We start from the raw sequence: 17,491 nt of genomic DNA, 5'->3' as shown, positions 1-17,491 counted from the left end.
GACCCCCGCGCGCTGCCCGCCCAAGCCGCGCGGCATGTGGCTCGACGCTCCGCGCAATCCGAATGCCCCCCTCGCCGGGCTCAAGGTCCTCGAACTGGCGCGGGTGCTCGCCGGCCCCTGGGCGGGGCAGATCCTCGCCGATCTCGGGGCCGACGTCATCAAGGTCGAAAGCCCCGATGGCGACGGCACGCGGTTGTGGGGCCCGCCGTGGATCGAGCGCGAGAACGGCGACCGCGAGGCGGCCTATTACCATGCCGCCAATCGCGGAAAGCGCAGCATCGTGGCCGATTTCAGGGACGCGGGCGATCTTGCGCGCGTCGCAGAACTGGCCGCTTCGGCGGATGTCGTGCTGGAGAATTTCAAGACCGGCACGCTGGCCAAGTTCGGGCTCGACTACGCCGCGCTGTCCGCGGCCAACCAAGGGCTCGTCTATTGCTCGATCACCGGTTTCGGCCAGACCGGGCCGCGCGCGCATGAGGCGGGATACGATTTCGTCGTGCAGGCGATGAGCGGGTTCATGGCGCTGACCGGCGAACCGGCGGGCCAGCCGATGAAGATGGGCATCTCCATTTCCGACCTCACCTGCGGGCTGTATTCGGTGATCGGCATCCAGGCCGCGCTGGCCATGCGCGAACGCACCGGTCGCGGACAGCATGTCGACATGGCGCTGCTCGATTGTTCGGTCGGCCTGCTCGCCAGCCAGGCAACGCATTTTTTCACCACTGGCGAGAATCCGCCGCGGATGGGCAATGAGCATGCCCAGGTGAGCGCCTATGGCGTCTTCCCGGTCGCCGATGGCAAGGTGGTGCTGGCGCCTGCGAATGACGGGCTGTTCCGGCGGCTGCTCGCGCTGCTCGGGCGCGGCGACCTGCTGGGCGACGAACGCTTCGCCACCAATGAAAGCCGCCTCGCCAACCGCGCGGAGCTCGACGCCATGATCGCTGCGGAGACCGGCAAGTGGCAATTGGCGGAACTGCTTGGCGCATGCGGCGAGGCGGGCATCCCCGCCGGACCGATCAACCCGATCGACGCGGTGTTCGCCGATCCGCAAGTGCGCGAGCGGGGCATGCGGATCGAGCTGGACGGCATCGCCGGCGTACGCAGCCCGTTCACTTTCTCCGGCGCCGAACTTGCGCTCGACCACCCCAGCCCGCGCAAGGGCGAACACGGCTAGCGCGCCCGCCGCGTCCGGCCGGGAGGGCGGCTAGCCTGCCAGCGCGGCCTTCAGATCGTCGCCCAGATCGAGGCGTTCCCAAGGAAAATGTTCGCCATCGGCCTGCCGCCCGAAGTGGCCATAGGCGGCGCTCTGGCGGTATATCGGCTTGTTGAGGCCGAGGTGCGTGCGGATCCCGCGCGGGGTCAGCCCGCCCAGCTTTTCAATGCTGCGGATCGCTTCCTCGAGCGCTTCATCGGTCACTCCGGCGGCGCTGGTGCCATGCGTATCGACATAGAGCGAGAGCGGCTTGGACACGCCGATCGCGTAGGACAGCTGGATGGTGCAGCGCCGCGCAAGCCCCGCCGCGACGATGTTCTTCGCCAGGTAGCGCGTGATATAGGCGGCCGAGCGATCGACCTTGGTCGGATCCTTGCCGCTGAACGCACCGCCGCCATGCGGGGCCGCGCCGCCATAGGTGTCGACGATGATCTTGCGCCCGGTCAGCCCGGCATCGCCGTCGGGCCCGCCGATCTCGAACGCGCCAGTGGGGTTGATATGCCACTCGGTCTCGTCGGTGATCCATCCGTCGGGCAGGATGTCGCCGATCACGCCTTTGACATAGGCCTTGAGCTCGGCCTCCCTGGCGCCTTCGTGGTAACCCTTGGCATGCTGGGTCGACACGACGACGGCAGTGCAGGCCACCGGCTTGCCGTTCTCGTAGCGCAGCGTGACCTGGCTCTTCGCATCGGGTTCGAGGAACGGCGCAGCGCCGCTCTTGCGATCCGCCGCGAGCCGTTCGAGGATCTTGTGGCTGTAGTCGAGCGGCGCAGGCATGTAGTCAGGCGTTTCATCGCAGGCGAAGCCGAACATGATGCCCTGGTCACCGGCGCCTTCGTCCTTGTTGCCCGCCGCATCGACGCCCTGCGCGATTTCGGAAGACTGGCCGTGCAGGTGGTTTTCGAAGGTCAGCGTCTGCCAGTGGAACCCGTCCTGCTCATAGCCGATTTCGCGCACCGTGCGGCGCACCGCTTTCTCGATTTCTTCCTTCGCGCCGGGGGCCCAGCCCCCGTTTTCGGCCCAGTCGGGATTGTTGGCGTTGTACATCGGCGCGCAGCGGATCTCGCCCGAGAGGATCACCCGCTGGGTCGTCGTCATCGTTTCGCAGGCCACGCGGGCTTCGGGATCCTTGGCCAACATCAAATCGACGATCGCATCCGAAATCTGGTCGGACACCTTGTCGGGATGGCCCTCGGAGACGCTCTCGGAGGTGAAGAGAAAACTGGTGCGCATGAACGAGCAAATCCCGATATAAAGAAATCTTTATGTGTTCTGTGCGGGGTAGCCTTCCGCGCGGCGCATGGCAACCAGCGATAGTGCCAGCAGTCCGATAGCCCAGACGAGCGTCAACCAGTGCCCCGCCTGCGCGAACCATGTGGGCGGCGCCGGTGGCGGCACCACTGTATCGATCCGCCCGGCCACATTGCGCCAGATATGGTCGCGCACCACCCCGCGTGCGTCGATCACGGCGCTGATCCCGGTGGTCGTCGAACGCAGTACCGGCAGCCCTTCCTCCGCCGCGCGCATCCGCGCCTGCGCCAGATGCTGCGGCGGGCCCCAGGCCCCGAACCAGCCATCGTTGGATGGGTTGAAGATGTAATCGGGCCGGTCCGTGCGGTCGACCACTTCGCCCGAGAAGACGATCTCGTAGCAGATCTGCATCCCCGCCTTGCCGAAGGGGCCGAGATCCTGGCTCAGCGGACCGGGGCCGGGAATGAAATCGAGCGTCCCTGCGACGAGCCGCGAGAGGCCGAGCGGTTCGAGCCAGTCGCGCATCGGCAGGTATTCGCCATAGGGGACCAGATGCGCCTTGGCATAGCGTTCGCCCAGCCGTCCGGCCGGATCGATCGATGCGATCGAATTGTACGCGGCCACAGCGCGTTCACGGCCCTCGACCATGTCGATCTCGAGATCGACCATCCCGGTCAGCAGCAGGCTGTCGGCGCCGATCACGCGCCCGATCCTGGCGCGCGCGAAGGCCGGGTCGCCCCCGGCGGTCATCTGGGTGTAATAGCGCTGCGGATAACCATCGCGCAGATAGTCCGGAACACCGCTTTCGGGCCACAGGACGAGCCGGTTGGGACGCGCTTCCCGCGGCACGCTGAGCGCGGCGATGCGCTGGAACTGCTCTTCGAAGCGCGCGGCGTCATTGATCTCGTCCTGCCCCAGGTTGGGCTGGACCAGCGTGAGCGGCACCGTTCCTTCGCGCGGCTCACCGGCCGGCAGATAAACCAGTATGGCAAGGGCAGCTGCGGCACCTGCCAAGGCAAGCCAGCGCCGGGTGCGCAGCAGGTCGGCAAGCAGTACCGCGGCGCCGGCCACCAGCCCCGACAGCGCGTAACTGCCGGTAAAGGGCAGCGCCGCCGCCAGTCCGGGGCGGTCCCACGGGCCCAGCACCATCATCGACAGCGGACCCCAGGCATAGCCGCTGAAGACCCAGCTGCGCAGCCATTCCGCGCCGATCCACATCGCGCCGAATACCAGCGCGAAGGTGAGCAGCCCGTGCCGGCGCGCGGCGCACCACGCGACGCAGGTCGCGAGCGCCGGCCATATGGCGAGGTAGAGCGACAGCAGCGGCGCCGCGGCCCAGCCGAGAATGGCAGGCATTTCCGCCTGATAGGTAAAGGCGGTGGCGATCCAGTTGTTGGTGATGGTGAAATGGGCGAGGCCGAACAGCCAACCGGCAAGCAGCGCCGAGCGCCATCCGGTGGCGCGCCACGCCAGCCAGCCGAACGCGCCGACCGCCGCAAGCCCCACAGGCCAGAGGTGGAACGGCTGGAAGCCCAGGGCCGACAGGCCGCCCAGCACGAGGGCGGCGATTTGCGGGTGAGAACGGGCCAAGCCGGGGAGTTTCTCCATCGGCTTGCCCCTTAGTCAGTCAAAGCAGAGGTGCAAGCGCGATCAGCCGACCGCGCCCACTTCGCTCTCATCGTCCTGCTTGCGCTTGCGGCAACGCGGGGTCGGCTTGTCGTCGCCCGCGGATTCGCTTGCGCCGATCGAAGGCGGCAGCACCGCCGCGTCGATCTCGCCGCCGGCGGGATTGGCGTCGTCGGCCTTCTTCACCTTGCGCGGGGCACGGCGCTTCTTGGGCGCTTCGTCCTCGTCGTCGCGGCGCGTGAAGGGATTGTCCGACGATTCGAACTCGCTGTCGTCGTTCTGATCGTCGTTCTTCGGCCGCCGCGCGCGCGGCTTGCGATTGCCATCTTCGGCATCGTCGCGGCGACTGCGCGGCTGCCGGCGATTGCCGCGGCGATCGTCACCATCGTCCTCGTCCCCGTCGTCATCCGACTGGTTCTGGCCGCGATCGTCCGGCCGCTTGCCCTTGGATTCTTCCTGGCGGGCCTTGTTGTCGGCGAGGACGCGGAAATAATGGTCGGCGAACTGGAGATAGTATTCGGCCTGAACCCGGTCGCCATTGTGCTGGGCGTCCTGGGCAAGCTTCTTGTACTTTTCGAGCAACTGCGGAGCATTGCCCCGGGCACGACTATCGATCCGATTGGCCGAATTGGCCCCGCCCTGATTGCGGTTACCGCGTCCACGACGACGGTTATTGCGATTATTGTTCAAGGGTAGCTGGTCCTTATTCAATGCGCGGCGCGCACCTTACAACCGGTGCGCATATGGCCGCGTGACCCCTTGCGCGACTGCGCTTGTCGCAGCTCGCGTGCTCCATTTTGTGCAAGGTATACGGGGCCGAAGCCTCGTACCGTAACTGCAATGTCGGAGCTGGAACCGGTGGGAAGCGTTACCCGCGCACCACTGGCCTGTGGCCAGAGGTAAAGGGTCGAATCGGCTTTGCCAAGCCCTAAGTGAGAATCAGCGCCCGGTCGCGTCCGCCGATATCGCGGCGCAGCGCCACCGTATAGCCCGATTCGCTCGCCAGCGCACGCACCGCCTGCCCTTGTGCCGCCCCGATTTCGAGCACTGCGACACCGCCTGGCGCAAGCAGCTTGCCAAGCTGCGGGATGATCGCGCGATAGTCGTCAAGCCCCTCGGGTCCGGCGAACAGCGCGGAAGCCGGCTCGTAATCGCGCACATCCGGATCGAGCCGGGCGCCAGTTTCGACATAGGGCGGGTTGCACAGCACGAGGTCGAACCGGCCGAGCGCATCGGCCCAGCCGCTGTCCAGCCAGCTCGCTTCCCTGAACTGCGCGCGCTCCGCCAGGCCCAGCGCAGCGCTGTTCCGCTGCGCCACGGCCAGCGCCTGCGCCGAGGCATCGATGCCGATCCCCGTTGCCGACGGGCGCTCGTGCAGGAAGGCCAGCAGCAGCGCCCCCGATCCCGTTCCCATGTCAAGCACGCGCGCGTCGGCGGCCGCGTGTTCGAGCGCCGCCTCGACGATCGTTTCGCTGTCGCCGCGCGGGATCAGCGTGGCAGGCGATACTGCGAAAGGGAGCCCGTAAAACTCCTGCTCGCCCAGCAAGTGCGCCACCGGTTCGTGCGCGGCGCGCCGATTGACCAGCCGCGCGAATGCGGCGGCATGCGGGGCGGCATCGTCGCGCATCCGGGTCAGCAGCATCTGCGAGCGCGACGTCTCCAGAACATGCGCCATCAGCAGTTCGGCGTCGAGCCGCGCGGTATCGCTGGTCGCGCCCAGCCGCTCGGCCGCAGCGCGGATCGCAGCGGCCACGCTGGCCGGTCCGGGCTCAGTCACTCAGCGTGGCGAGCCGCTTGGCCTCGTCCTCGGCGATGAGCGCATCGACCAGTTCGCCAAGACCCGGTCCGGCGATGATTTCGGGCAGCTTGTGCAGCGTCAGCCCGATCCGGTGGTCGGTCACGCGGCCCTGCGGGAAATTGTAGGTGCGGATGCGTTCGGACCGGTCGCCCGAGCCGACCATCGCCTTGCGCGCCTCGGCCTCGGCGCCCTCGGTCGCCTCGCGCTGCTGTTCGAACAACCGCGCGCGCAGCACCTGCATCGCCTTCTCGCGGTTCTTGTGCTGGCTGCGGCCGTCCTGGCAGGTGACCACCGTATTGGTCGGCAAATGCGTGATGCGGATTGCGCTGTCGGTGGTGTTGACGTGCTGTCCGCCCGCCCCGCTGGCGCGGTAGGTATCGATCTTGAGGTCGCCCGCGTCGATCTGCACGTCGACCTCGTCGGGTTCGGGCAGCACGGCCACGGTCGCGGCGGAGGTATGGATCCGCCCGCCGCTTTCGGTTTCGGGCACGCGCTGCACGCGGTGGACGCCGCTTTCGAACTTGAGCTTGGCGAAGACCCCGTTGCCGGTGACATTGGCGACCACTTCCTTGAAGCCGCCGACCTCGGACGCGCTCATGCTGACCGGCTCGACCTTCCAGCCCTGCTCGGCGGCGAAGCGTTCGTACATGCGGTAGAGATCGCCCGCGAACAGCGCCGCCTCGTCGCCGCCGGTGCCGGCGCGGATTTCGAGCATGGCGGGCTTGGCATCGGCGCTGTCCCGGGGAAGCATGGCGATGGCCAACTGGCGCTCGGCCGCGGGCAGGCGCTGGCGCAGCTCGGCCAGCTCCTCCTCGGCCATCGCCTTCATTTCCGGATCGGCGAGCATCTCCTCGAGGCTGGCAATCTCCTCGCGCGCCGACCGCACTTCGGCGGCGACCCTGGCCACGGGCTCAAGCTCGGCATAGTCGCGGCTGGCCTGGACGAAGGCGTCCCCTTCCAGCTGGCCCGACGCCATCCGCGCCTCGAGCTCGGCGAAGCGGTGGGCGATCTGGTCGAGGCGTTCGGCGGGGATGCTCATGAGCGGCCGAGCAGCGCCTCGAGGCGCGCAGTGGCGGCATCGTCGGCCTTAATCCGCCGTGCGGGCGCACCGTCGCGTAGGTCGAAGGCGACGATCGCCTCGGCCCCCGCCTTGACCGCCTTGTCGAACCGCTTGCGCGGGCTGCCGGATGCGAACAGTTCGACAGTGAGGCCGCCGCGGCGGAGCGTGCCGAGCGCAGCGATCGCGGCGTCCATCGCGCCGTCGTTTTCGACCACGACTATGGCGTCCGCATTGGGTTCGGCCCTGTCCCCCACCAGCATGGCCAGCCGCTCGATCCCCGCGGCCCAGCCGACCGCCGGGGTGGGCGCGCCGCCGAGACTTTCCATCAGGCCATCGTAGCGCCCGCCGCCCAGGATCGTGCTCTGGCTGCCGAGCTTGCCCGCGGCCTCGCTGCCCTTGTCGGGGATGAATTCGAAGGCGGTGTGGCGATAATAGTCGAGCCCGCGGACGAGGCTTTCGGCGCGCTGCCACTTGACCCCTGCCGCATCCAGCCCGCTGGTGACCGCGTCGAAGAAGGCGCGCGCATCGTCCGACAGGAACTGGTCGATCTTGGGCGCGTCGGCGAAGAATTTCTGGTCGCGGCGGTCCTTGCTGTCGAGAATGCGCAGCGGGTTCTTCTCCAGCCGCTCCTGCGAATCCTCCGACAATTCGTCCTTCACGCCAAGGAAATACTCGACCAGCGCGGCGCGCCAGGCTTCGCGGCTGTCGCCATCGCCCAGCGTGTTGAGATGCAGCGTCACGCCGGTGATGCCGAGTTCCTTGAGCAGCTGGTCGGCCATGGCGAGCAGTTCTACATCGGCCTGCGGTTCACCAGCGCCGATGATTTCCGCGTCGATCTGGTGGAACTGGCGATAGCGCCCTTTCTGCGGGCGCTCGTAACGAAACAGCGGGCCATGCGTCGCCAGCTTGACCGGCGCGTGCTGCTGCCATCCGTTCGACAGGAAGGCGCGCGCGATCCCCGCGGTGAATTCGGGGCGCAGCGTCAGGCTCTCGCCGCCGCGATCGTCGAAGGAATACATTTCCTTACTGACCACGTCGGTCGTTTCGCCGATCGCGCGGCTGAACACTTCGGTCTTTTCGAACACGGGCATTTCGACGCGGCGGAAGCGATAGAGTTTACGCACGCGCTCGAATGCCTCGACCACGAATGCGAATGCCTCGGCGTCGGCGCCGAAGATGTCTTGCGTGCCGCGAATTGCCTGGGGTGTCTTTGCCATGGCGCGCGCTTAGGCGAGGAAGGCGGTTGCCGCAATATGACGGGGGCGCTATCGGCGCGCGCAAGCCTTTCCGGCGCGAGAAATCGCCCGCCAATCAAAGAAGACAGTCCATGCGCATCGAAAACATCCCGACCGGAGACAATCCGCCCGAGAGCCTCAATGTCATCATCGAGGTGCCGACCGGCGGCGAACCGGTGAAATACGAATTCGACAAGGCCAGCGGCGCGCTGTTCGTCGACCGCATCCTGCACACGCCGATGCGCTATCCCGCGAATTACGGCTTCGTCCCGCACACGCTCAGCCCCGACGGCGATCCGCTCGACGCGCTGGTCATCGCCCGCTCGCCCTTCATTCCCGGCTGCGTCGTGCGCGCCCGCCCGATCGGCGTGCTCAATCTGGAAGACGAGCATGGCGGCAACGAGAAGCTGATCTGCGTACCCGTCGACACGACCTTCCCCTATTATTCGGATATCGCCGAAACGAAGGACCTGCCGAGCATCATCTTCCAGCAGATCGAGCATTTCTTCACCCACTACAAGGATCTCGAAAGCGAGAAGTGGGTGCGGATCGGCAATTGGGGCGATGCCGCCGAGGCGCGCCAGATCGTGCTCGAAAGCATCGAGCGCTGCAACGCCGCGAAGTAACGCCTATTCGACCGGGCGGGAGTGATCGAGCAGGTCCTTGTTCTGCTCTTCTCCCGGCCGGTTGCGCTCTTCCTCGACCATAGCGGCGATCTCGTCCGCCGGGCGCACGTCCTCGTCGGCCGGGCTGGCCGCGACATCGCGAACCGCGCGCTTGGCCTGCGGCGGTTCGTCCGCGCTCGGGGTGACCGTAGCGGTGGCCGCTTCGGCCGCGAAGGGCACCGTGGCAGAGCGCGGATCGAAGCGCAGCCGGTAGATCGGCTCCGGCAGGCCGAAGCCCGCATCTTCCAAGGCGCCCTTCACTGCCGGGATCGCCTGGCTCTGCGCCTTCCACCAATCGGTATCGCGCTGGTCGACCCAGCCGAGGAAACGGATCACCACGTTCGAATCGCCAACCTCGATGATCCGCGCTTCGGGTGGCGGATCCGACAGCACGAATTCGAGTCCCGCCAGCGTGTCGCGGCCCAGCTGCCGCGCGGCGCGGGCATCGTCGTCGGCGTCCACGCCGAGGTCGAAATGGAAGCGGCGCTGCGGGTTGCGCGTGAAATTGACGATCACTGCCTTGAACACCTGGCCATTGGGAATGCGCAGGTGGTTGCCATCGAGCGTCATCAGCACGGTGGCACGGCTGGTCAGGCGGATAACCCGGCCTTCATAGGTATCGATCTGCACCCAGTCGTTGGCGCGAAACGGCTGCCGCAGCGACAGCAGCAGCGAGGCGACGTAATTCTCGATCGTGTCGCGCATGGCGAAACCCAGCGCGATACCGATGACGCCCGCGCCGCCAAGCACCGCGCCCAGCAGCGCTGTCGCCCCGATCATGTCGAGCGCGATCACCAGGCCGACGATCGTGAAGCCGAACCGGATCGCGCTGGCGATCAGTTCCGCAAGGAAGCTGTTCGGCGCGATCCGGTGCCACAGCCGCCCGAGCCCGGCGATCAGATAGCCGAGAAAGGCAATCGCCAGCCATACGCCGAGGGCCATCCCGATCAGCGGGAGCATGCGGACCAGCGAATTCCAGCGGTCGGCGAGCGTCAGTATCCCCGCGCTGCCCGCCGAGAGCGACAGGTCCCGTTCGAGCCCGTTTTCGACCGTGACGACGCCGGCAACGCGATTGACGATGGCTTCGGCGCGCGCAATGTCGTCCGGCTTGGGCACCGTGCCCGACAGCGAAACCACGCCTTCATTGACCTCGACCTCGACCGCGCCGAAGGCGGGCAGCTCGGCAAAGATCCCTGCGATACGTTCGGCAATACGCCGGTCGTCGCCCGCTTCCTGCGTCGCCGCGATCGTCTGGACGGGGGTCGGCGTTTCGGTCGGTTCGGCGGGCACCTCGAGCTGGGCCGCCAGCGGCACCGCCCACAACAGGGCCGCCAGGGCAAGCAACCGGATCATTGGCCGGCCACCGACATGCCGTCGATGCGCAGCGTCGGAACATCGATTCCGCGCAGGAATTCGAGATCATCGGCCGCCACCAGCGCGCGGAACATTTCGGGCAGCGTCCCGGCGATGGTGATTTCCGCCACCGGCCCCGCCAGTTCGCCATTGCGGATGCGCAGCCCGCTGGCGCCGCGGCTGTAATCGCCCGTGACGAGGCTGACCCCCTGGCCGAACAGGTCGGTGATATAGACGCCGTCCTCGATATCGGCGATGAGGTCCGCCGCGCTGGCCGTGCCCGGTTCCATATAGACATTGGCCGGGGCCACGCCGGGCGCCCCGCCGCTGCCCCGGCTCGCATGGCCGGTCAGTGGCAGATCGAGCTGGGCGGCGCTGGCGACATTGGTCAGCCAGCGGGTAACCCGCCCGCCTTCGACCAGCGCGCGCGGAACGCTGGCGATGCCCTCGCCGTCGTAATTGCGCGATCGCAGGCCGCGGGGGCGCAGCGGATCCTCGACGATCCGGATACCGTTATCGAACAGCTGTTCGTTCTCGCGGTCGATCAGGAAGCTTGCCTTGCGGGCGATAGCGGGCCCGGTCATGGCGCCGAGCAAATGGCCGACGATCCCGCCGCCCACGCGCGGATCGAACACCACGGGCATCCTGCCCGAAGGAAGCGATCCGGGAGCGACCTTGCGGACCGCGCGTTCGCCGGCCTCGCGTCCGATGCCCGCCGGATCGGGCAGGTCGCTGCGGTGCCGCTGCGTGCGATAGGCATAGTCGGTCTGCTTGTCGCCGCCCTCCCCCGCGACCACGCTGGCCGACAATGAGTGCGATCCGCCCGCACGCGCCCGCGCGAATCCGGTGGAAGTGACCAGGGCGAACACCGATTGCGAGGCCGAGGCGCTGCCGCCGTTCGAATTGGTCACCCCCGCGACTGCGCGCGCGGCATCTTCGGTGGCAAGCGCGGCGCTGCGCAAGTCTTCGGGGCGCGGTTCGGCGCCATCGCTCAGCTCGAGTTCGACGCCGTCGCCTTGGGACAATGCGTCGGCCGGGGCGAGCCCGCCGTAAGGATCCTCCGGGGCGAGACGCGCCATCTCGACAGCGCGCTGGGCCAGCATGCGCAGCCCCTCACCGGCAAAATCGCTCGTCGCGATCGATGCCGAACGGCGGCCGACGAATACCCGCAGGCCGATTTCTTCGCTTTCGGAGCGTTCGACCTCTTCCAGCGCCCCCAGCCTGACGCTGACGCTTTCCGAAGACGACGCGCTGGCAACGGCATCGGCGGCATCCGCGCCCGCTGCGCGAGCCAGTTCGACGAGGTCATGGCAGCGGGCAAGCGCTGCATCGGGGCCGATCATCGGGCCTGCCGGAGATGCGAAGTCATGCCTCGCGAATTAGGCCCGGGGCGGCTGGCTGGCAACCGCCGGCAGAGTCAGGAAAAGATCAGCGTGAAGAAAGCGGTAAGCGCGGCGGGCAGGCCGATGGCCATTGCCCACAGCAGGATCTGGTCGCGGCGAAAGGCCGGTTTCAGCGCTCCGTCGGCTGCCTGGTCGTCGGACAGGTCCGACCAGCGCCGCTCGAACCAGCGGCAGGCAGGAATGATCCCGGCCACCAGGACGATGAGCGCAAGATAGGGGACGATAGAGGACACGCCCTGCTTCATCGCGCCGACGGTCATGAAAATCTGCATGCCGGTATAGACCAGCAGCGCCAGCGCGACATTGTCGCTCATGGCCTTGCGCCAGTCTCGCGCTCGCCCCCCGGTATGCCCGGTTGCGATGTCGGCGTTGCGGAGCGCCTTGTTCATTGCGCCTCTCCTGTTTCCTCTGACCCGAATCGCATTGTTTCAAAATTGTTGCCCGGTGGCAAGCAATCGTGCGCGAAAGGCTGTCTGCACGGCCCGGCAGCTGCGGGCGCCATCTGCCGAGCGCCCATGCAGGAACCTTGCCAGTTCGTCGATCAGGCCGCGTGGCGGGGGTTTTCACATGGCTGACGCGTGCTATGGCACGGGCCATGGCCGATATTGCAACTAGCCACGAAAACGATGCGGTGCACGACGCCGCCCCGCCGATCCCGCAGGGCGGGCTCGAAGTGGTGTCGATCGCCAAGAGCTACGACAAGCGGGCAGTGCTGACCGACATCTCGCTCAGCGTGGGCAAGGGCGAAGTGCTCGGCCTGCTGGGCCCCAATGGCGCGGGCAAGACGACCTGCTTCTATTCGATCATGGGTCTCGTGCGCCCCGATGCCGGGCGCATCCTGATGGATGGCGAAGATGTGACCAACCTGCCGATGTACCGCCGCGCGATCCTGGGGCTTGGCTATCTGCCGCAGGAAACCAGCATCTTTCGCGGGATGACGGTCGAGCAGAACATCAACAGCGTGCTCGAAATGGTCGAACCCGACGCGGAGACGCGCGCCGCGGAGCTCGAACGCCTGCTCGACGAATTCGGCCTTACCCGGCTGCGCGCCAGCCCCGCGATGGCGCTTTCGGGTGGCGAGCGCCGACGCTGCGAGATTGCGCGCGCCCTGGCGGCCAGGCCGTCGATCATGCTGCTCGACGAACCCTTTGCCGGGATCGACCCGCTTTCGATCAGCGATATCCGCGACCTCGTTAAGGACCTCAAGACGCGTGGGATCGGGGTATTGATCACCGATCACAACGTGCGCGAAACGCTCGAGATCGTCGACCGCGCCTGCATCATCTATGGCGGACAGGTGTTGTTCGCCGGCACGCCCGAAGCGCTGGTGGCCGATGAAAATGTGCGGCGGCTCTATCTGGGCGAAAGTTTCACTCTGTGATGCCCGAAGCCGCCCGGAGCTGATCCATGGCGCTGGCCCCGCGTCTCGATCTGCGGCAGACCCAGTCGCTGGTGATGACGCCGCAGCTGCAGCAGGCGATCAAGCTGTTAGCGCTGTCCAATCTCGAAATCGAGACTTTCGTCGCCCATGCGCTCGAATCCAACCCCTTACTGGAAATGGGCGAAGTAAGCCGCGAGACCGCCAGCGATACGAGCGCCGAACCGCAGGAACATGACAGCGCCCCCGACCTGGACGGCGACAATGCGCTGGATATTGCGGACCATGCAATCGACCCCGAGGCCGCTCCGGGCGACATGGGCGACTGGAGCCGCGGCGATATCGGTGGCGCGGGCAGCGCGGAATTGCCCGATCTGGAAAACCGTTCGTCCGCCGGACCAACGCTGGCGGAACATCTTGCCGACCAGATCGGCGCGGTGGCGCGCGATCCGCGGGAAGCCCTGATCGCGCTGCGCATCGCCGGCGAACTCGACGAAGCGGGCTATCTGCCCACCGACCTGCTGGTCATCGCCGATGAGCTCGGCGCCCCGCTCGTGGCGGTCGAGCAGGCGCTGGCCACGGTCCAGTCGCTCGATCCCACCGGGGTCGGCGCGCGATCACTGAGCGAATGCCTGGCGTTGCAGGCCAAGGAAGCGGACCGCTACGATCCCTGCATGGCCCGGCTGATCGACAATCTCGATCTGGTCGCTGCGGGCGAAATCGCCAGGCTCAAACGCATGTGCGAGGTCGATGACGAGGATTTCGCCGATATGCTGGCCGAACTGCGCGGCTACGATCCCAAGCCGGGTCTTGCCTATGGCGGCACCGCGCAGGCCGCAATCGTCCCCGACGTGCTGATCGCGCCGAGCGCCGATGGCTGGGACATCCGGCTCAACGAAGCCAGCCTCCCGCGGCTGGTCGTCAATCGCGACTATTTCCTCGAACTGAAGACCGGTGCCCGCGACAAGGCCGCGCACAGCTGGCTCAACGAACAACTGGGCGAGGCCGACTGGCTGATCCGCGCGCTCGACCAGCGGCAGAAGACCATCCTCAAGACCGCGGCCGAAATCGTGAAAAAGCAGGAAGGTTTCTTCCGGCACGGGGTCACCGCGATGCGCCCGCTGACCTTGCGCGAAGTGGCCGAACAGATCGAGATGCACGAAAGCACCGTCAGCCGCGTGACCAGCAACAAGTATCTCGCGTGCCCGCGCGGCACGTTCGAACTGAAGTATTTCTTCTCCAGCGGGGTGTCCGCGGCCGACGGTGAAGGCGCCTCTTCCGAAGCCATCAAGGCGCGCATCAGGGCACTGTGCGAGGCAGAAGACCCCAAGAAGGTGCTGTCCGACCAGAAGCTCGCCGACCTGCTCAACGAAGAGGGCTTCGATCTCGCGCGGCGCACCGTCGCCAAATATCGCGAGGCGATCGGCATCGGTTCCAGCGCGCAGCGGCGGCGGCAGAAGAAGCTCGCGGCGCTGTGACGCAAGCGTGCCACGCGCAAAAAAGTTAACGCCCTTTACCGCGCGTTAACCTTTCCCGTTCAGATGTTGTGTGGTTAATACAGGGCAATACCTCTTTACCGGAGGTTACCGCCGTACTTAGGGGCCATACAGGGGATTTCCCATGCGTGTACTGCTGATCGAAGACGAGCCGACTACCGCCAAGGCCATCGAGCTCATGCTCACGACCGAAGGCTTCAATGTCTACTCGACCGACCTCGGCGAGGAAGGGCTCGATCTGGGCAAGCTGTATGATTACGATATCATCCTGCTCGATCTGAACCTGCCCGACATGCATGGCTACGACGTGCTCAAGAAGCTGCGCGTCGCCAAGGTCCAGACCCCGGTCCTGATCCTTTCGGGTATCGCCGAAATGGACAGCAAGATCCGCAGCTTCGGTTTCGGCGCCGACGATTACGTCACCAAGCCGTTCCACCGCGAAGAACTGGTCGCCCGCATCCATGCCGTCGTGCGCCGCTCGAAGGGCCACAGCCAGTCGGTCATCCGCACCGGCAAGCTGGCGGTGAACCTCGACGCCAAGACGGTCGAAGTCGATGGCGCCCGCGTCCACCTGACGGGCAAGGAATACGCGATGCTCGAGCTGCTCAGCTTGCGCAAGGGCACCACGCTGACGAAGGAAATGTTCCTCAACCACCTTTACGGCGGCATGGACGAACCCGAACTCAAGATCATCGACGTCTTCATCTGCAAGCTGCGCAAGAAGCTCAGCCATGCCTGTGGCGGCGAGAATTACATCGAGACCGTATGGGGCCGCGGCTATGTGCTGCGCGATCCGAACGAAGAGGCCGAGGCGGCCTGATCACCGGCTTTCCCCGGACGGGATAGCGAGAAACGCCCGGAGCCTCGGCTACCGGGCGTTTTGCTATGCGTGATTGGCCAGCCGGGCGAGATCGAGCCCGCTCGGCTGCTGAAATATCCGCAGGCCGAATTCGGGCAGGATAGCCAGCAGATGGTCGAAGATATCCGCCTGGATCGCTTCGTAGATCGGCCACTCGACCGTATCGGCGAAGCAATAGATTTCGAGCGGGAGACCCTCCGGCCCCGGCGCCAATTGCCGCACCATCAGCGTGAAATTGGTGCTCGCAACACTGGGGTGGCTGCGCAGATAGGCAATCACATAGGCCCGCAGCGTGCCGATATTGGTGATCCGCCGCGCATTGACCGCATCGTCGTCGCCCGCCAGTTCATGGCGGTTCCACTCGGCGATCTCCTTCTCCTTGCGCGCGAGGTAGTCGTCGAGCAGGCGGAAGCGCTTGAGCCCGGCGACTTCTTCTTCGCCGAGGAACCGTACCGAGTTCTGATCGATCACCAGCGACCGCTTGATCCGCCGCCCGCCGCTGTCGGTCATCCCCCGCCAGTTGCGGAAACTGTCGGCGATCAGCCGGTGCGTCGGAATGGTGGTGATGGTCTTGTCGAAATTCTGGACCTTCACGGTGTGCAACGCGATATCCACCACATCGCCATCCGCATCCATGCTCGGCATCTCGATCCAGTCGCCCACCCGCAGCATGTCGTTGCTGGTCAGCTGCACGCTGGCCACGAGGCTGAGGATGGTGTCCTTGAACACCAGCAGCAGCACCGCGGCCATCGCGCCCAGACCCGATAGCAATAGCAGCGGCGATTGTTCAATCAGCACCGCGATCATCAGGATGGCCGCGCCGCAGAAAACGGCGATCTTGACCACCTGGACATAGCCCTTGATCGGCCGGCTGCGCGCCTCTGGCCGGCGCGAATACAGCTCGTTCGCGTAATTGAGCGCCCAGCCGATCGCCATGGCGATCGACAGCACGATCAGCGCCCGCGCCACATTGACCGTCACCGTCACCACCGTTTCGGGCAAATGGGGCACCAGCAGGATCCCGCGCGAGACGATCAGCAGCGGGATCACCGTAGCGAGCCAGGCCGCGCCGCGGTCGGCCGTATCGGTCCGGTTGTCGAGATAGGGCGCCGCAAAGCGCAGCAGCACGCGTTTGAGCAACCAGTTCACTGCGAATGCCAGCGCGGCCAGCCCCAGCAGCGCGATCAGGGACTGGAGCCATAGCGCCAGCGCGGAATAGTCATCGAAGAGTGCCTGCATCGCCCGGGCAACTACCCCGCCGCCCCCGCCGGGTTCAAGCCCCGCGCGTCGAGGCAGATTTTCTATCTCGTCGCCGGGAAGCGGACGCAGTAGCTGCAGGCGGCATCAACATTGAAAGGCCCACCCCCATGATGGAGGTGTTCGGTTTCGATCTGGGGCCCATAATCCCCTTCATTCTCATCGGTTTCGCAGCACAGATGGTCGACGGCGCATTGGGCATGGCCTTCGGGGTCATCACCAACACGCTGATGGTCGGTCTGCTCGGGGTGCCGCCGGCGCTGGCTTCGCAGCGCGTGCACCTGGTCGAATGTTTCACCACCGCGACGTCGGGCATCAGCCATCTGCTGCACGGCAATATCGACAAAGGGCTGTTCTTCCGCCTGCTGGTCCCCGGCGTGATCGGGGGCCTGCTGGGCACCTATCTGATCACCTCGATCGATGGCGATACGATCAAGCCCTTCGTGCTGATCTATCTCGCCGGGATCGGCGTGTGGCTGCTGATCCGCGGCCTGCTATATCCCCCGCGCGTGCGGCAGGCCAGGCATGTCGCGCCGCTGGGACTGGTCGGCGGCTTCCTCGATGCGGCAGGCGGCGGCGGCTGGGGACCGGTGGTGACCTCCAACCTGCTGGTCCAGGGGGCCGAACCGCGCAAGGTCGTGGGCACGGTCAATTCGGTCGAGTTTTTCCTCACGCTGACCATTTCGGCCAGCTTCATCTATCATCTGGGCATCTCGCATATCGCCGGGGCGACGCTGGGCCTGATCATCGGCGGGATCGCGGCGGCACCCTTCGGCGCTATGGCAGCCAAGCATTTCAGCCCCAAGCTGATGCTGGTCCTTGTCGGCATCGCGCTGAGCGTGACCAGCGCCTACGGCATCTGGACGGCGTGGGGGTAGGCTTGTAGGCGGCCGCGCC

Annotated in this window: 16 protein-coding genes; 6 read left to right on the top strand and 10 right to left on the bottom strand. The window is 66.3% G+C overall.

Features of this window, described 5'->3' with window-relative positions; all coding sequences use genetic code 11:
* Window positions 1–34: 34 nt before the first annotated feature.
* A complete protein-coding gene (locus tag SJY12_RS11370) occupies window positions 35–1,174 on the top strand; it encodes a CaiB/BaiF CoA-transferase family protein (protein ID WP_063505527.1) in 1,140 nt (379 codons plus the stop codon).
* 30 nt (window positions 1,175–1,204) lie between these two features.
* On the opposite strand, the gene metK is transcribed toward SJY12_RS11370, so the two are convergent.
* The 6 genes from metK to hisS form a co-directional block, all read right to left on the bottom strand.
* A complete protein-coding gene (gene metK / locus SJY12_RS11365) occupies window positions 1,205–2,446 on the bottom strand; it encodes a methionine adenosyltransferase (protein WP_397505406.1) in 1,242 nt (413 codons plus the stop codon).
* A gap of 30 nt (window positions 2,447–2,476) precedes the next feature.
* Complete coding sequence (gene lnt / locus SJY12_RS11360; protein WP_397505405.1) at window positions 2,477–4,072, bottom strand: apolipoprotein N-acyltransferase; 1,596 nt, start codon at window positions 4,070–4,072, stop codon at window positions 2,477–2,479.
* A gap of 42 nt (window positions 4,073–4,114) precedes the next feature.
* Window positions 4,115–4,780 (bottom strand): DUF4167 domain-containing protein, encoded by a 666-nt coding sequence (locus SJY12_RS11355; RefSeq protein WP_397505404.1) that lies wholly within the window; start codon window positions 4,778–4,780, stop codon window positions 4,115–4,117.
* A gap of 238 nt (window positions 4,781–5,018) precedes the next feature.
* Window positions 5,019–5,867 carry a peptide chain release factor N(5)-glutamine methyltransferase gene (gene prmC / locus SJY12_RS11350; RefSeq protein ID WP_397505403.1) on the bottom strand — a complete coding sequence of 283 codons (849 nt, stop codon included), beginning with the start codon at window positions 5,865–5,867 and terminating at the stop codon, window positions 5,019–5,021.
* Window positions 5,860–6,927: a peptide chain release factor 1 gene (prfA, locus tag SJY12_RS11345; protein ID WP_397505402.1), complete on the bottom strand. Its 1,068-nt coding sequence runs from the start codon at window positions 6,925–6,927 to the stop codon at window positions 5,860–5,862. The genes prmC and prfA overlap by 8 nt, the downstream gene beginning before the upstream one ends.
* Window positions 6,924–8,165, bottom strand: a complete 1,242-nt coding sequence (gene hisS / locus SJY12_RS11340) for a histidine--tRNA ligase (RefSeq protein WP_397505401.1) — start codon at window positions 8,163–8,165, stop codon at window positions 6,924–6,926. The genes prfA and hisS overlap by 4 nt, the downstream gene beginning before the upstream one ends.
* A 110-nt stretch (window positions 8,166–8,275) precedes the next feature.
* Here hisS and ppa point away from each other — a divergent pair, with 110 nt between their 5' ends.
* Window positions 8,276–8,809, top strand: coding sequence for an inorganic diphosphatase (gene ppa / locus SJY12_RS11335; RefSeq protein WP_397505400.1), 534 nt, complete (start codon window positions 8,276–8,278; stop codon window positions 8,807–8,809).
* A gap of 3 nt (window positions 8,810–8,812) precedes the next feature.
* On the opposite strand, the gene SJY12_RS11330 is transcribed toward ppa, so the two are convergent.
* The 3 genes from SJY12_RS11330 to SJY12_RS11320 form a co-directional block, all read right to left on the bottom strand.
* Complete coding sequence (locus SJY12_RS11330) at window positions 8,813–10,201, bottom strand: mechanosensitive ion channel family protein (protein WP_050601723.1); 1,389 nt, start codon at window positions 10,199–10,201, stop codon at window positions 8,813–8,815.
* Complete coding sequence (locus tag SJY12_RS11325) at window positions 10,198–11,544, bottom strand: TldD/PmbA family protein (RefSeq protein ID WP_397505399.1); 1,347 nt, start codon at window positions 11,542–11,544, stop codon at window positions 10,198–10,200. Before SJY12_RS11325 ends, SJY12_RS11330 begins: the two co-directional genes overlap by 4 nt.
* A 74-nt stretch (window positions 11,545–11,618) precedes the next feature.
* The gene (locus SJY12_RS11320; RefSeq protein ID WP_050601721.1) at window positions 11,619–11,993 is read right to left on the bottom strand and encodes a hypothetical protein; all 375 of its coding nucleotides are present in this window, start codon (window positions 11,991–11,993) and stop codon (window positions 11,619–11,621) included.
* Window positions 11,994–12,199: 206 nt separating this feature from the next.
* On the opposite strand from SJY12_RS11320, the gene lptB reads away from it, so the two are divergent.
* The 3 genes from lptB (at window position 12,200) to ctrA (ending at window position 15,298) form a co-directional block, all read left to right on the top strand.
* The gene (lptB, locus tag SJY12_RS11315; protein ID WP_397505398.1) at window positions 12,200–12,985 is read left to right on the top strand and encodes an LPS export ABC transporter ATP-binding protein; all 786 of its coding nucleotides are present in this window, start codon (window positions 12,200–12,202) and stop codon (window positions 12,983–12,985) included.
* A gap of 26 nt (window positions 12,986–13,011) precedes the next feature.
* Window positions 13,012–14,460: an RNA polymerase factor sigma-54 gene (rpoN, locus tag SJY12_RS11310; RefSeq protein ID WP_397505397.1), complete on the top strand. Its 1,449-nt coding sequence runs from the start codon at window positions 13,012–13,014 to the stop codon at window positions 14,458–14,460.
* A 142-nt stretch (window positions 14,461–14,602) separates the two neighbouring features.
* Window positions 14,603–15,298: a response regulator transcription factor CtrA gene (ctrA, locus tag SJY12_RS11305; RefSeq protein ID WP_050601718.1), complete on the top strand. Its 696-nt coding sequence runs from the start codon at window positions 14,603–14,605 to the stop codon at window positions 15,296–15,298.
* Between the two features lie 63 nt (window positions 15,299–15,361).
* Here ctrA and SJY12_RS11300 read toward each other — a convergent pair whose 3' ends face one another.
* Window positions 15,362–16,576, bottom strand: coding sequence for a mechanosensitive ion channel family protein (locus tag SJY12_RS11300; RefSeq protein WP_397505396.1), 1,215 nt, complete (start codon window positions 16,574–16,576; stop codon window positions 15,362–15,364).
* A gap of 128 nt (window positions 16,577–16,704) precedes the next feature.
* Here SJY12_RS11300 and SJY12_RS11295 point away from each other — a divergent pair, with 128 nt between their 5' ends.
* Window positions 16,705–17,472: a sulfite exporter TauE/SafE family protein gene (locus tag SJY12_RS11295; RefSeq protein ID WP_063512310.1), complete on the top strand. Its 768-nt coding sequence runs from the start codon at window positions 16,705–16,707 to the stop codon at window positions 17,470–17,472.
* Window positions 17,473–17,491 lie beyond the last annotated feature (19 nt).

This window comes from Qipengyuania sp. R86523 (assembly GCF_044596365.1).
Lineage (GTDB): Bacteria > Pseudomonadota > Alphaproteobacteria > Sphingomonadales > Sphingomonadaceae > Qipengyuania > Qipengyuania citrea.
Note: the sequence above shows the minus strand (reverse complement) of the source record. Positions and strands in the feature narration are given on the sequence as shown.

Excerpts from the sequence above, each read along its gene's own strand:
- SJY12_RS11370 (WP_063505527.1), top strand. The coding sequence starts at position 35 with ATGTGGCTCGACGCTCCGCGCAATCCGAATGCCCCCCTCGCCGGGCTC.
- metK (WP_397505406.1), bottom strand. The coding sequence starts at position 2,446 with ATGCGCACCAGTTTTCTCTTCACCTCCGAGAGCGTCTCCGAGGGCCAT.
- SJY12_RS11325 (WP_397505399.1), bottom strand. The coding sequence starts at position 11,544 with ATGATCGGCCCCGATGCAGCGCTTGCCCGCTGCCATGACCTCGTCGAA.
- SJY12_RS11320 (WP_050601721.1), bottom strand. The coding sequence starts at position 11,993 with ATGAACAAGGCGCTCCGCAACGCCGACATCGCAACCGGGCATACCGGG.
- prfA (WP_397505402.1), bottom strand. The coding sequence starts at position 6,927 with ATGAGCATCCCCGCCGAACGCCTCGACCAGATCGCCCACCGCTTCGCC.
- lptB (WP_397505398.1), top strand. The coding sequence starts at position 12,200 with ATGGCCGATATTGCAACTAGCCACGAAAACGATGCGGTGCACGACGCC.
- rpoN (WP_397505397.1), top strand. The coding sequence starts at position 13,012 with ATGGCGCTGGCCCCGCGTCTCGATCTGCGGCAGACCCAGTCGCTGGTG.
- ctrA (WP_050601718.1), top strand. The coding sequence starts at position 14,603 with ATGCGTGTACTGCTGATCGAAGACGAGCCGACTACCGCCAAGGCCATC.
- hisS (WP_397505401.1), bottom strand. The coding sequence starts at position 8,165 with ATGGCAAAGACACCCCAGGCAATTCGCGGCACGCAAGACATCTTCGGC.
- lnt (WP_397505405.1), bottom strand. The coding sequence starts at position 4,072 with ATGGAGAAACTCCCCGGCTTGGCCCGTTCTCACCCGCAAATCGCCGCC.
- ppa (WP_397505400.1), top strand. The coding sequence starts at position 8,276 with ATGCGCATCGAAAACATCCCGACCGGAGACAATCCGCCCGAGAGCCTC.
- SJY12_RS11300 (WP_397505396.1), bottom strand. The coding sequence starts at position 16,576 with ATGCAGGCACTCTTCGATGACTATTCCGCGCTGGCGCTATGGCTCCAG.
- SJY12_RS11295 (WP_063512310.1), top strand. The coding sequence starts at position 16,705 with ATGATGGAGGTGTTCGGTTTCGATCTGGGGCCCATAATCCCCTTCATT.
- SJY12_RS11330 (WP_050601723.1), bottom strand. The coding sequence starts at position 10,201 with ATGATCCGGTTGCTTGCCCTGGCGGCCCTGTTGTGGGCGGTGCCGCTG.